The 12,865-nt window shown below is 39.1% G+C and carries 13 protein-coding genes; 8 read left to right on the top strand and 5 right to left on the bottom strand.

Going from position 1 to position 12,865, the window contains the following annotated elements:
* Window positions 1-8: 8 nt before the first annotated feature.
* The 3 genes from G7B18_RS07520 to G7B18_RS07510 all read right to left on the bottom strand — a co-directional run bounded on the left by G7B18_RS07520 (window position 9) and on the right by G7B18_RS07510 (window position 3,327).
* Complete coding sequence (locus tag G7B18_RS07520; RefSeq protein ID WP_164108787.1) at window positions 9-593, bottom strand: RNA polymerase sigma-70 factor; 585 nt, start codon at window positions 591-593, stop codon at window positions 9-11.
* Window positions 594-749: 156 nt separating this feature from the next.
* On the bottom strand, window positions 750-2,411 hold the full coding sequence (gene recN / locus G7B18_RS07515) for a DNA repair protein RecN (RefSeq protein WP_164108788.1): 1,662 nt from the start codon (window positions 2,409-2,411) through the stop codon (window positions 750-752).
* A gap of 22 nt (window positions 2,412-2,433) precedes the next feature.
* A complete protein-coding gene (locus G7B18_RS07510) occupies window positions 2,434-3,327 on the bottom strand; it encodes a DUF4835 family protein (RefSeq protein ID WP_164108789.1) in 894 nt (297 codons plus the stop codon).
* A gap of 160 nt (window positions 3,328-3,487) precedes the next feature.
* Between G7B18_RS07510 and G7B18_RS07505 the strand changes: the two genes are divergently transcribed.
* From G7B18_RS07505 to G7B18_RS07495, 3 genes are all read left to right on the top strand, one after another.
* On the top strand, window positions 3,488-4,126 hold the full coding sequence (locus tag G7B18_RS07505; protein ID WP_164108790.1) for a SprT family zinc-dependent metalloprotease: 639 nt from the start codon (window positions 3,488-3,490) through the stop codon (window positions 4,124-4,126).
* A gap of 85 nt (window positions 4,127-4,211) precedes the next feature.
* Window positions 4,212-5,948, top strand: coding sequence for a M28 family metallopeptidase (locus G7B18_RS07500; protein ID WP_240452794.1), 1,737 nt, complete (start codon window positions 4,212-4,214; stop codon window positions 5,946-5,948).
* Window positions 5,949-6,030: 82 nt separating this feature from the next.
* Window positions 6,031-6,444, top strand: coding sequence for a hypothetical protein (locus G7B18_RS07495; RefSeq protein WP_164108791.1), 414 nt, complete (start codon window positions 6,031-6,033; stop codon window positions 6,442-6,444).
* Between the two features lie 172 nt (window positions 6,445-6,616).
* On the opposite strand, the gene G7B18_RS07490 is transcribed toward G7B18_RS07495, so the two are convergent.
* Window positions 6,617-8,224 (bottom strand): mucoidy inhibitor MuiA family protein, encoded by a 1,608-nt coding sequence (locus G7B18_RS07490; protein WP_164122273.1) that lies wholly within the window; start codon window positions 8,222-8,224, stop codon window positions 6,617-6,619.
* A gap of 165 nt (window positions 8,225-8,389) precedes the next feature.
* Between G7B18_RS07490 and G7B18_RS07485 the strand changes: the two genes are divergently transcribed.
* From G7B18_RS07485 to G7B18_RS07465, 5 genes are read left to right on the top strand one after another with little or no spacing between them, the layout of a single operon-like run.
* A complete protein-coding gene (locus tag G7B18_RS07485) occupies window positions 8,390-9,238 on the top strand; it encodes a transketolase (RefSeq protein WP_164108793.1) in 849 nt (282 codons plus the stop codon).
* Window positions 9,239-9,272: 34 nt separating this feature from the next.
* Entirely contained in the window at window positions 9,273-10,226 is a 954-nt protein-coding gene (locus tag G7B18_RS07480; protein ID WP_164108794.1) for a transketolase family protein, read from the top strand.
* Complete coding sequence (locus G7B18_RS07475) at window positions 10,227-10,772, top strand: RNA polymerase sigma factor (RefSeq protein ID WP_164108795.1); 546 nt, start codon at window positions 10,227-10,229, stop codon at window positions 10,770-10,772.
* Window positions 10,773-10,805: 33 nt separating this feature from the next.
* Window positions 10,806-11,588 (top strand): hypothetical protein, encoded by a 783-nt coding sequence (locus G7B18_RS07470; protein ID WP_164108796.1) that lies wholly within the window; start codon window positions 10,806-10,808, stop codon window positions 11,586-11,588.
* Window positions 11,588-12,022 carry a hypothetical protein gene (locus tag G7B18_RS07465; RefSeq protein WP_240452793.1) on the top strand — a complete coding sequence of 145 codons (435 nt, stop codon included), beginning with the start codon at window positions 11,588-11,590 and terminating at the stop codon, window positions 12,020-12,022. The genes G7B18_RS07470 and G7B18_RS07465 overlap by 1 nt, the downstream gene beginning before the upstream one ends.
* A 14-nt stretch (window positions 12,023-12,036) precedes the next feature.
* Here the strand turns inward: G7B18_RS07465 and G7B18_RS07460 are convergent, their stop codons facing one another.
* Entirely contained in the window at window positions 12,037-12,744 is a 708-nt protein-coding gene (locus tag G7B18_RS07460; RefSeq protein ID WP_164108797.1) for a DUF4397 domain-containing protein, read from the bottom strand.
* Window positions 12,745-12,865 lie beyond the last annotated feature (121 nt).

The following is a 12,865-nucleotide window of genomic DNA, read 5'->3' as shown; positions in this document are numbered from 1 at the left end:
TTTTTTTCTTAAAAATCTTTTAATAGCATTTCGATAAGAACTACAGAAAGGCCTAATCCCTTTAATCCCTTTCGTACTTTTTTCAATGCCTTTGTTAAATGGCCTTCAACCGTCTTTTCAGCAATACCCAATTCTTCCGCTATCTCCGCATTTGTCATCCCTTCCCGACGACTACATACAAAAACAAGTTTACACTTCTCAGGTAACTGTTCAACAATTCCATTGATATACTCCTCTAAAAACTTTGCATCAATTTTTTCTTCTGCCAATTCGATAATTTTTGGCTGATAATGCTGTCTTGCCATTTCTTCCTGGCGTTTCTTACGATGCAATGTTTTGAAAACGGAAAATTTAACAGCAGTCGCTAAGTAAGGTCCTAAAGTATCTATCTGCACCTGATCTCTGCGCTCCCACAAAACACTAAAAACTTGCTGCACAATTTCTTCGGCCAATTCCATATCCTTAGCGTAATTATATCCTATAGCCAATAATTGCCGAGAAAAACGATGATAGATAGCAGTAAAAGCTTCTTGACTTCCCTTTTTTAAGGAACAAGCTAATTGATAATCTGAGTAGGTATGGTAACTATTCATTTCATAACATATATGAGTTAAAAAAGTTGAAATAAAAATTTCTTAGTAAACAAAATGGCTGACGTTCGATACTTTCGCCATAAATAATCTTTAAAATAAGTCTATTAGCTAACGCGTAACGCTTTCTTTCATGTTGACGAATAGTAAAAAAGCTTCTTATGCATTCAATAATTCTCGCGCATGTTGAATCGCCGAATCTCCAGGATTCGTCCCACTCAGCATTTGCGCAATCTCCACAACACGCTGATCGCTAGTCAACAACTGTATATTAGATTGTGTTTTTTCGCCATGATCCTCCTTATACACTTTAAAGTGTGCCTGCCCTTTGGAAGCAATCTGAGGTAAATGCGAAATAGCTATTACCTGCATATGAGCAGCCAGTCCAGCCATCACTTCACCGACACGTAGTGCAACTTCACCCGATATCCCCGTATCAATCTCATCAAATATAATAGACGGTAATGCGGAAGACTTAGCAACCAATGACTTAATAGCCAACATCACCCTAGACAATTCTCCTCCAGAAGCAACCTTATGAATTGGCTGCATCGATTGTCCTTTATTCGCTGAAAACAAAAATTGAATACTGTCCATACCTCTGGTACTGGCTTTATCAAAAGGAAGCAAATGCAATTCGATATTCAGCTTTGCATTAGGCATCCCCACATGACTCAAGGTTTGCTGAATCTCCGCCTCGACCCTCGTAATAATCACCTTCCGATGCTCATGGATCTCCTGGCCCAACACCAATACCTTATCCGCCTGTCTTTTTCGTTGACGGCTCAACTCTTCAATGGCTTGGTCTTGATTTAACACAAGCTGCAATTTACTTTCAAGTTGATCCTTTAGCTGTATAAGCTCTTCTTCCGAATCTACGCGATGCTTTTTCAACAAGACGAAAATAGCACTCAAACGCGTATTTACTTCATCCAGCCGCTGTTCATTCAAATGGACAGATCCCTCCTGTGCAACGAGCTCACTCGCTACATCCTTTAACTCGATAAATGCACTTTGCATACGTTCAGCCAGTGGGACCGCATCTCCAAAATATCGTCCTACATGCTGTACCTGATTTATACTTTCCTTGAGCATAGACAGCACAGTCTGCTCCCCATCTACCAGCACATAGCTGGCTGCATTCAACCCCCGTTTTATTTCCTCTGCATTGGCCAATTGTTGCTGTTCCACCTCCAGTTCTTTCACCTCACCAGCTTGCACATTTACCTTCTCCAGCTCTTCAAACAAGAACTGATTGTAATCCGATTCGGCATTGGCATTATCCAACTCTTCCTGGAGAACTTTCAGCTGCTTGTCCAAGATACGAAGCTCTTTCAACGCTTCTCTAAACAAGGTCAGTCGATCTTCGTTTCCAGCCAAGCTATCTAAAACAAAAAGTTGAAACTCTTCTGTATTCACCTGCATAGTAGCATGTTGTGAATGTATATCAATAAGCTTTTCACCAAGACCTTTTAAAGTAGTCAATGTAACTGGAGAATCATTGATAAAAGCTCTGGATTTTCCGTCTAATGCTATTTCCCTCCGAATAATGGTCTCTTCTTCATAGTCTAAATCCTCCTCCTCAAAAAAAGGCTTTAATCCATAAGCGGCTACATTAAAGTAACCTTCGATAACGCATTTCTTTTGTTCGTCAAAAAACGGCCTTCCTTCTACCCTACTGCCCAATATCAACCCCAAAGCTCCCATCAATATCGACTTTCCAGCCCCCGTTTCCCCTGTGATAATATTCAGTCCCTTGTCAAAAGATATATCTAAACTATCTATCAGCGCATAATTCTTTATTAGTAATCGTACTAGCATACAATAATATTCGATCAAAAAATCAATTCTTCAACTTCTCGTATTTAGCGGTATTAGTCGGATCTAAATCGACCAACAAATTAAACACCTTAACACTCTCATTTCCGGGCATCTTGGAAAACAAACCGACAAACTCATTTGACTTGGCCGTGAACAAAGCATTCGTCAACACATTACCGGTATTCGAACGGTCTACTTCCTTAAGATTTACCAAAAGCTCAGACATCTTCTTCTTGGCTATCTGTTCATTCTCGGTCATCTTATCCAATCCCTCTCGATGATAACTATAAAAAAACTCCCTATACGGGAAATACTTACGATCCAATAAATTATTAATCAACCAGTATCTATTATCCGTTGCATCCATAGCACGCCAGCCCTCACTTTGTGTCGACTGCGAATAGTTCACTATATTCCGGGCTTTGCCCAGTATGCTTGTCCCTCCCATCTTTTTGAAAGTATCCATATCTACGCCCACGATAATCTGCGCGTAAAATGCTAAAAGAGAAGAGAGTGCTCCCATATTTTGATTTTCATTAAACTCCAACTGATCCCCTTCCGTATAGCTGAAGTTAAAGTACTTGTCCTTGAAACTGAGAATCGGAGAATTATAGTTGGTACCGTAAATTGGTCTGGCAGAATTGATCTGAGCAGTAGCTTGGTACTGACTAGATCCATCAAATGAAGAGATAACAATATTGAAACTACAATCAATCCGTTCTTCAGGCCTAACTTTATTTTCGGTCCAGGACCTGTTATTCAAATAATCCGAAATAACTTTTTTCAAAAAATCAATCGTTCTTGAATTCGCATTCTGTACTTGTGGAGCGGACACTTCGACACGAGCTAATAGCTCCTGCCCCCAAGACAAACAGTAAACATGAACAAAAAGTAAGGTAAAAATAATCCTAGCCATAAGAATTTAAATATCTAAACCAAACTTAGATAAAATGCTTTATAATCACGAATACGAATTAGAAATAATCAGGTTAGAATTAATAAGAGGCACGCTCAAAATAAAGTAAGAAACACAAAATCTACCTTAAATATCGACGGAAAACAATATGTTTGTATTCATGGCAGACTTTAGCAAACAACTCAGTAAATATATGCCCGAAGCTGCGGCTCCAATCATATCGCAATGGATCAATGATACCTCCTGCCGATTTAAAGTAAGCCGCAGCCGTAAAACTAAACTCGGAGATTATAGAGCTCCTTTCAGAGGTAGTCCTCATCAGATTACGGTAAACCATGACCTTAACCCATACTCTTTTTTAATCACGAGTATCCATGAATTTGCTCACCTAAAGACTTATCAAGATTATAAAAGCACGGTAAAACCACATGGCGCAGAGTGGAAACAAAACTTCGTAAACCTGATACAGCCTTTTATCAAGCTTTCCATATTTCCAAGTGACATTCTAATGGCGATATCGTCGTATATGAATAATCCTGCAGCTTCATCCTGCACAGATCTAACACTCTACCGAGCCTTAAAAAAATACGACAGCAAAGTCCTTGCTGAAGATGCAACTGTAGTGGAAGATCTCCCCTTAGATGCCATATTTGTATTAGAAAACGGAAGAAAGTTTAAAAAGATGGAAAAAGTCAGAAAACGCTATAAATGTTTAGAAATCGCTACAAATAAAATATACCTGTTCCATCCAATTGCCGAAGTATTTATTAGCGAAGAAGAAACCATCATGATTTACTAAAACCAAACAGGGTGAATAAATCTGATAGCTTAATCACCTAAAAAAACAAACCGCGCTTCCGAGCTCATGAAATAATTGTATATGGATGAAAAAAAACTGTACTTTTAAGGTCAAACCGACCTGCTCTCTGGCCGGTCAAGAAGTAGTTATTAGACAGATGAAAACACAACTATTTACGATCTTATCAGCATCTATCCTATCGGTGAGCTGTATACAGAACAATAAGAATACGACGCATAGTCAAGACAGCATTGATAGTACCGCCATAGCCGCTATTAGTGCGGATAGTTATGCAAAAAATGTTGCGACTCTATCTTCGGATGAATTTGAAGGTAGAAAGCCCTTTACAAAAGGAGATACGCTTACAGTCAATTACATCGAGAGTCAGTTTAAAGATCTGGGGTTACAACCGGGAAATGGGACATCCTTTTTCCAAGAGGTGCCGATGGTCGAGATTTCTTCCAAGCCAACCACTCCCACACTAACTCTCAAAGGAGAGAAAGGATCTTTATCGGTGCAATATCTCGACGATTATGTCATCGGTACACGCCGTTTAGAAGAACAGATTAACATAGCCTCCACCGACTTGGTGTTTGCAGGCTTTGGGATTGTAGCACCAGAATACAAATGGAACGATTATGAAAACCTGGATGTAAAAGGCAAAACCGTTGTTGTATTAGCATCCGATCCTGGTCATTATGACAAAAATCTTTTTAAAGCCGACACCATGACCTACTATGGTCGCTGGACCTACAAATTTGAAGAGGCAGGAAGGCAGGGAGCCGCCGGGGTATTAATCATACACGACACCAAGGCTGCCAGCTACGGCTGGGACGTCGTACGTACAGGATGGAGCGGCCCACAAATGGATCTAGACAACAAAGAGAAGGGCGAACCTAAAGCCCAATATGAAGGCTGGATCTCCGCTAATACTGCGCAACGTCTGTTTAAATTAGCAGGGATCAGTAATGAAGTTGTTGAATCCGCTAAAAAACCAGGGTTTAAAGCGGTACCGTTAGCCATCTCGACTTCCATCCAACTTAAAAACAGCTTTAAATACGCTAAATCAAACAATGTAATTGCAAAAATAGAAGGTACCAAAAGACCTGACGAAACCATTATCTATACAGCGCATTGGGATCATTTGGGCATTGGCGAATCTGTCAACGGAGACTCCATTTATAATGGCGCAGTAGATAATGCCGCTGGTGTAGCCGCTTTATTTGAAATTGCGAAAGCTTTTCAGGCAGCGAAAGTAAAACCTGAACGTACCATCGTTTTTATGGCGGTCACCGCAGAAGAACAGGGCTTGCTAGGATCAGCTTATTACAGCAATAACCCAATATATCCAATAAACAAGACCGCAGCAAATTTAAATATGGACGCATTTAGCCCTCTAGGAGAGACTAAAGATGTATCCATCGTAGGTTTTGGCCAGTCAGAGATCGACGACTATGTAGTCCGGTCGGCACACAAATTCGGAAGGATCGTACATGGAGAGAGCAATCCGACATCTGGTGGTTTTTACCGGTCAGATCACTTCAACTTCGTAAAGAAAGGAATACCAGGCTTATTTATGGGGAGCGGAAGCGAATTGATTTCAAATGATACTGTTGCTATCGCCAACAGAAAAAAGGCCTTAACAGGAAAATACCACACACCTGCCGACCAACTGGATGAGAACTGGGACTTTGAAGGCATAATGGCTGATATTAAATTATTTTTTGATGTAGGCTACAGTCTAAGTTTGGAAAAAACATTTCCACAATTCAAAATAATGTCAGAATTTCGTGAGCTAGGTGAGAAGCGCACCGCAAAGTAGTACTTTTACGAAATCGGGACCTTGCACGGAGAAGAGAAATAAAAAAAGAGAGAAATTAAATAAATAAATCATGTTAACAGGAATGAAACACTTACACTCTACCTTAGCCATCATCTTATTAATTGCTTTGGTTATTTCTATTGTAATTACAGCAATCAATTATTTCAAAGCGAAACCTTACAACCGCAAAATAGCTTTAATCGGATTTATCAGTGCGCACCTTCAGCTATTGATCGGTCTAGTTTACTTTTTCACGCTTAAATACCACACCATGTTTTCAGGGAGTGTTATGAAAAGCCCGGAGCTACGGTTTAAGATAATTGAACATCCAGTGACAATGCTGATTGCAATAGTTCTGATTACCATTGGATATTCCAAAGCGAAAAAAGCAAAAGAAGACTATGCTGCGAACCAAAAGGTTTTCATTATGTACACTATAGGATTGATACTTATATTAAGTAGAATACCTTGGTCCACTTGGTCTATTTTAAATTAAGAGAACTTTCATGCTTGCTGGTGGATCAACAGCAAGCATGAAAGTTCTTGATTTCCATTAAACCGAACGAAGAGAACTCATTGATGCCTTGAATTATAATGTCGAATCAATAATACGGACACTTTCAGAAAAAAAGGCATCATAAATAGATTCGATGCCTTTTTTCTTAGCCTTAATTAAAACTGATCACCTTATCTTTAGGTGACTTCACCAAATAGCTTATTCGATAAGTCTGCGTTTCATTCGGCTTCACCCGTAGCATCCAAGTCACAACGCCCGTTTCCGTATTAACCTTCCCGGCTGTTGTCTCTAGCAGCTCTACTTCAATAGATTTATCCGTTGAAATCGGATATTGATCCTTTAACAGAATATCCACATCATTAGACTTATTATTTCTGACTTTAATTTCATAGGTAAAGATCTGTTTTTTAGAACTACCTGAAATCTGTGTACTTTTTTGATCCATTATACGTTCTCTTTTTATAGAGATTCCCTTATCTCTCCCCAGACTTAGGTTCAGGGTATCTGTAGTCACATTGGGATTGATATAAGACTTACCCACAAACATGTTCTCGAAAGAGATATTCGCCTCACCCGGTATCAGATTTAACTTCTGAAAATCAGTTATTTCAGCCATTAAGAAAGCATCCTTATCTAATTTAGGAACAGCATAATATTTAAATATCGCTGGCTGCGTAAACTCCTTCAAGGCAACGCTATGTGGCTGACCATTCGATAGAATGGTATAAGGGACTTCTATATCGAAGGTTGTACTCAACTGGTTTTCAACCATAGAAATAGACGGAGTAGCCAATTCACCAACGGTAACTTCATCCATGACAGCAACTCCTCTTATGGCTTTCGCATCCAAGCTCTGTATTTTATTCTGTACACGATTCTGTACCGTAAGAGTAGTAAACATCTCATCTTCTATATTACGGACTACAGCATAAGAAGGCGATAAAACAGGCGCAGTCCCCCCTACCGCTGGATTACCAGTGGATAAAATTAATTTCGCATTTCTCCAATCCACACCTGAGCTTTGCGACACACCCGCTTTATAAAACATCTTCAATGGAGCGGATACTGAAGTTGCTTTCAGGTCATAATAAGCTTGCCAATGTGCAGAGCGTGTCATATAACGTACCTCTAAAGCGACACTGCCACTACGCCCTGAATTGACTTGCAACCTTAACTGACCACCACTACCTACGTAGGTACGTAACGCCTCTTGAAACCGAACGATCTTTTTATCAAGTTCAGCTATTTCTTTGTTCAACGTAGAAATTTCTTTATTAAGATTCACAGACTTGATCTGATAATAATCGACTAACTTGGATAAATCTCCAATATCAATCTTTCCATCTCCACCTCCCAACAAGTCATTATTGGTTAAGATCTGTAGTGCACCTTTAGCAGCATTCAGCTTGTTGTACACACTCTCTCGATCTACAGCCAGCAGATCCAATGAATCCTTTAGCTTTTGATGTGAAGGGTTTGTGATCTGAGATTCCTCTGCACTTGTCTTCACGATCGATAATACAGAAACATGATCAGGGCCACTAATTTGGACATTCCGTTCGTCTAGATCATTTGCAACATTACTGATAATCAAATCACTACTCCCTGATGGCAACAGAACCTGAAATTTATTTAATACTTGAGCTCCGTTCGCATAAACGGTCACTTCCTTTACTTCTGCATTTGTACTGACTTTATGCTGTGCAGTACTGTATAGTACCGAACTGAGAAGCGAAAAACAAAAAAACAACTTTTTCATATATTATTATACTTATTAATTTAAATGTTTTCAATCCATGATTTTCATACGGATGCAGTATTACATAAAATTCCATAGTTAACAACAATTAAAAATGCAAATAATACCCCTAAATATTCAAAATTCACTACCTTTACCCATAAACATTATGATATTTAATTAAAGATGAGTGTAGATATTAACAATCTCGAGCAAGTTGCTTCTCAGGTAAGACGTGATATTGTACGTATGGTACATGCATGTCAATCGGGTCACCCAGGAGGGTCTTTAGGATGTACAGACTATTTTGTAGCACTGTATTTTCATGCAATGAAACATGATACTTCATTTAAAATGGATGGAAAAAATGAAGATCTATTTTTCTTATCCAACGGACATATCTCTCCAGTGTTTTATAGTACATTAGCTAGAGTCGGTTATTTCCCTGTTAGTGAATTAGCTACTTTTCGTAAGCTCAACACTCGTCTTCAAGGACACCCCACCACACATGAACACCTCCCTGGTATAAGGGTTGCTTCTGGATCACTAGGTCAGGGTCTATCCGTAGCTATAGGGGCAGCGCAAGCTAAAAAATTAAACAACGACAACCGTTTGGTATATGTATTAATGGGAGATGGAGAGCTTCAAGAAGGTCAGGTTTGGGAAGCGGCAATGTACGCTCCTCACAACAAAGTAGATAATATCATTGCTACAGTCGACTACAATGGTGCGCAGATCGATGGCCCGACCAATCAAGTACTATCCTTAGGCAACCTAAGAGCAAAATGGGAGGCTTTTGGATGGGACGTTCTGGAAATAGAAAAAGGAAACGATATGGCATCTGTAATAGCTGGTCTAGAAGAAGCCAAATCCCGTACCGGTAAAGGAAAGCCTGTCGTTATATTATTGCATACACAGATGGGATTTGGAGTAGACTACATGATGGGCACTCATAAATGGCACGGTGCAGCACCTAATAATGAACAATTAGAGTCTGCTTTAGACCAAATTCCGAGAACAATCGGTGATTACTAATATTTCCTATCCAAAAACTTAATACTGCTAAAAAATGAAAAAATATACTTTCACAGAATCTAAAGATACTCGCTCCGGCTTCGGAGCTGGCCTTTTAGAGGCTGGAAAAACCAACGATAATGTGGTGGCATTATGCGCCGATTTAATTGGCTCCCTTAAAATGGAAGCCTTTATCAAAGAGTTCCCCGAACGCTTCTTTCAAATTGGTATTGCAGAAGCAAATATGATGGGTATTGCTGCCGGTCTTACCATTGGCGGAAAAATCCCTTTTACAGGAACATTTGCAAACTTCTCTACAGGGCGTGTTTATGATCAGATTAGACAATCTATCGCGTACTCAGATAAAAACGTAAAAATATGCGCTTCCCATGCTGGTCTTACTTTGGGAGAGGACGGAGCTACGCATCAAATCCTAGAAGATATCGGATTAATGAAAATGCTCCCAGGAATGACTGTTATAAACACTTGTGATTATAACCAGACAAAAGCAGCTACTATTGCTTTAGTCAATCATCAGGGACCTGTCTATTTACGTTTTGGCCGTCCTGTCGTTCCTAACTTTACTCCTGCTGATCAAACTTTTGAGATTGGTAAAGCCATTATGCTAAATGAAGGAACTGACGTAACTATTATCGCTACCGGACACCTTGTATGGGAAGCCATTCAAGCGGGCGAAGAGTTGGAAAAATTAGGTATCAATGCAGAGATCATCAATATCCACACAATTAAGCCACTGGATGAGGAAGCAATTCTTAAATCAGCAGCAAAAACAGGTTGTATAGTAACGGCTGAAGAACATAATCGCTTAGGTGGTCTTGGCGACAGTGTAGCACAAGTGCTCGCACAAAAACTGCCAACCCCACAAGAATACGTCGCCGTAAATGATAGCTTCGGAGAGTCCGGTACACCTGCTCAGTTAATGGAAAAATACGGGTTAAATGCCAATAGCATTGTGGCTGCGGCACGTAAAGCTATTAGTAGAAAATAAATGGAAGACGCGCAAATCATTTCTATGTTTGCAGATGAACGCACGCGAGAAGCAGCGTTCAGTCATTTGTTAAAAAAATACCAACAGAAAATATATTGGCACGTCAGACGCATGGTTATTGACCATGACGATGCGGATGACGTGACCCAAGATATTTTTATAAAAGTATGGCGCAACCTGGAAAAGTTTAGAGAAGATTCGCAGCTGTATACTTGGTTGTATCGTATAGCGACAAATGAATGCATCACTTTTTTAAATAAGAAAAAGCAAAAGTATAACATCTCTTTGGATGAAGACAGTTCATCGTACTTATCGGAAACCTTAGCCGACACGAGTTATTTCAATGGGGATAAAGCGCAGATGAAGTTACAACAAGCGCTTCTGACTCTTCCTGAAAAACAACGATTGGTCTTCAATATGAAATATTTTGAAGACTTAAAATACGATGAAATATCCCAAATTCTAGGAACAAGCGTAGGAGCTCTGAAAGCATCGTACCACTTAGCTGTAAAGAAAGTCGAATCTTTTTTTAACAACAACGATTAAACCTTTTCATCGAAAAAGCATCTATATTAGACCATGAAGGAAAAAGATACACATAACGAGCCCATAGGAAGAAATAAACTTCCGGATTCACTACGTGTCACACCTTTTTCTACTCCAGAAAATTTCTTCGGTGTACAGCAGCAATCGATTGTAGCGCAATTGACTATTGAGAAGTGCAAATTAAACGCAGACTCGACTACGTATCCTGTACCGGATCACTATTTTGATCAATTGGAAGAGCAGATCTTATCAAAAGTATCAGAAAGCAAACTTAAGAATCAGACGGCTACGTTAGATTACCAAGTCCCCGATGGATATTTTGAGACGCTGGAGCACTCGATTCAGAGTAGGCTAGCAGAAAATAAACTTCAAGACGCGGTCTCTGACACAGGTTTTAATGTTCCTCAAGATTACTTTGAATCCTTAACTGATACTATCAAAAAGGCAACAAAGCAACTGGATAATGAAAATCCTGAAAACACAACTATTATTTCTTTTTCGGAGCGAAAAAAATGGTTCAGCTACGCTTCTACCGCTGCCGTAGTGTTTCTAATAGGTATTGGTTCGTATTTCGCTGTACAAAAAGACGCTACCGCACCGGCCATTACTGAACCTGATTTACAAGCGAACAGTGCGAAGGTTAATTTACATGATGTAAGTAACGAGGAAATACTCGACTACCTTGCACAGGTTTCTGAAGGAGAAGATCTAATCCATCTTACAAAATTTGTAGAGAATGAAACCTCCAGTCAGAATAAAATTGACAAAAGAATAGACGACGAGGATATAAAAGAATATTTAAATTACATGTTATAATGTTACGATTAAAGTATATTTTAACCACATTTTCACTAATATTCATTTTACACATAGCATCATTTGCCCAGCAAAATAACTTTGAAGCTATTGAAAGTGAAAAAATAGCCTATATCACTAAAGAGCTAAAAATAACACCAAGTGAAGCACAAAAATTCTTCCCTATATATAATAAATACACCGAGCAATTAAGGGATTTAAAAAAAGCTAAACGCGGAGGAACACCACAGCAAGCAAACTCTTTTAATGGTGGAAGGCGCGATGTAATTGCTTTTGACGCTAAAGAAGTAGAGATAAAGAAACAATGCAGAGAAGAATTTGCGAAAGTAATCGGACAAGCTCGCGCCTCTCAATTTTTTCAGGTCGAAGAAGATTTTAATGATTTACTACGAAGCACTCTTCAAGAGCGACAAAATAAAGGCAGAAGAAGATAAATTCATACTGACCTTTAAAATTTTATCACCGTTAGAGAAACTTCTTCATTTTCATGAGCTGCGTTTAATAGACCTTTTACCATAAACGTATAAATCGCTTTATTGTCTAGGGAAAAGTTCTCCAAAACGATTTCGGGTAAGTTTATTTTTGAATCAGCCGGAACGATCCTAAACGTCAACGGCTCACCTGCTTTAACTTCAATAAATTCAGTCACCGTTTTGAAAGGAACGTCCGCATAGAGAGTTTGGGGCTCCTTTCCACTCGACATAGCCAAATCGGGAGCATCCTTCACCATGTTTGCTAACCTTATCTTGGCATAGCCATTACGAGGAATTACCATATTATCTTTAGCAAGTAGGGATTTGATACCATTCTCTTCGTACAAAAACAAACTATAAATATCTCCAGAAATCAAAGAAGTATTTTGCGTAATCCTTTGGGTTTCTCCCTTCGAATTTTGATTCTCTACGGTGATCACCTTTGCACCCGGGTATAAATTACGATGCGATATATACCCACCAAACGGTAATTTTTCGCTTGTCATATTCAATCGATTCCCCTCCACTAAGAGATTGACTGCAGTAGAGTTCGGAATAGCATTAAATACGGCTAGTCCTGCAAAATTACTAGGGCTACCGTACAGTTCTGAATCATTGTCTTTGATACAACTGTTCAAAAACAGTAATACAAAAAAAAGAGCGGTGATATATATATTCTTCATAGTCAACACGACAAGATACTATTTTATTCACTAAAACGGACAACAAGGACCTACCGCTACAGATCTAATATAAATCCGGGAACAACACTGCATTTCTCCCTTTTTTTTTAATAAGTTTGTA

Origin of the sequence: Sphingobacterium sp. xlx-130, from assembly GCF_011007405.1 — a bacterium.
Classification (GTDB): domain Bacteria; phylum Bacteroidota; class Bacteroidia; order Sphingobacteriales; family Sphingobacteriaceae; genus Sphingobacterium; species Sphingobacterium luzhongxinii.
Note: the sequence above shows the minus strand (reverse complement) of the source record. Positions and strands in the feature narration are given on the sequence as shown.

What these genes read in the sequence shown, in the direction of transcription:
- G7B18_RS07520 (WP_164108787.1), bottom strand. Translation starts at nt 593, where the DNA reads ATGAATAGTTACCATACCTACTCAGATTATCAATTAGCTTGTTCCTTA.
- recN (WP_164108788.1), bottom strand. Translation starts at nt 2,411, where the DNA reads ATGCTAGTACGATTACTAATAAAGAATTATGCGCTGATAGATAGTTTA.
- G7B18_RS07510 (WP_164108789.1), bottom strand. Translation starts at nt 3,327, where the DNA reads ATGGCTAGGATTATTTTTACCTTACTTTTTGTTCATGTTTACTGTTTG.
- G7B18_RS07505 (WP_164108790.1), top strand. Translation starts at nt 3,488, where the DNA reads ATGGCAGACTTTAGCAAACAACTCAGTAAATATATGCCCGAAGCTGCG.
- G7B18_RS07500 (WP_240452794.1), top strand. Translation starts at nt 4,212, where the DNA reads ATGAAAAAAAACTGTACTTTTAAGGTCAAACCGACCTGCTCTCTGGCC.
- G7B18_RS07495 (WP_164108791.1), top strand. Translation starts at nt 6,031, where the DNA reads ATGAAACACTTACACTCTACCTTAGCCATCATCTTATTAATTGCTTTG.
- G7B18_RS07490 (WP_164122273.1), bottom strand. Translation starts at nt 8,224, where the DNA reads ATGAAAAAGTTGTTTTTTTGTTTTTCGCTTCTCAGTTCGGTACTATAC.
- G7B18_RS07485 (WP_164108793.1), top strand. Translation starts at nt 8,390, where the DNA reads ATGAGTGTAGATATTAACAATCTCGAGCAAGTTGCTTCTCAGGTAAGA.
- G7B18_RS07480 (WP_164108794.1), top strand. Translation starts at nt 9,273, where the DNA reads ATGAAAAAATATACTTTCACAGAATCTAAAGATACTCGCTCCGGCTTC.
- G7B18_RS07475 (WP_164108795.1), top strand. Translation starts at nt 10,227, where the DNA reads ATGGAAGACGCGCAAATCATTTCTATGTTTGCAGATGAACGCACGCGA.
- G7B18_RS07470 (WP_164108796.1), top strand. Translation starts at nt 10,806, where the DNA reads ATGAAGGAAAAAGATACACATAACGAGCCCATAGGAAGAAATAAACTT.
- G7B18_RS07465 (WP_240452793.1), top strand. Translation starts at nt 11,588, where the DNA reads ATGTTACGATTAAAGTATATTTTAACCACATTTTCACTAATATTCATT.
- G7B18_RS07460 (WP_164108797.1), bottom strand. Translation starts at nt 12,744, where the DNA reads ATGAAGAATATATATATCACCGCTCTTTTTTTTGTATTACTGTTTTTG.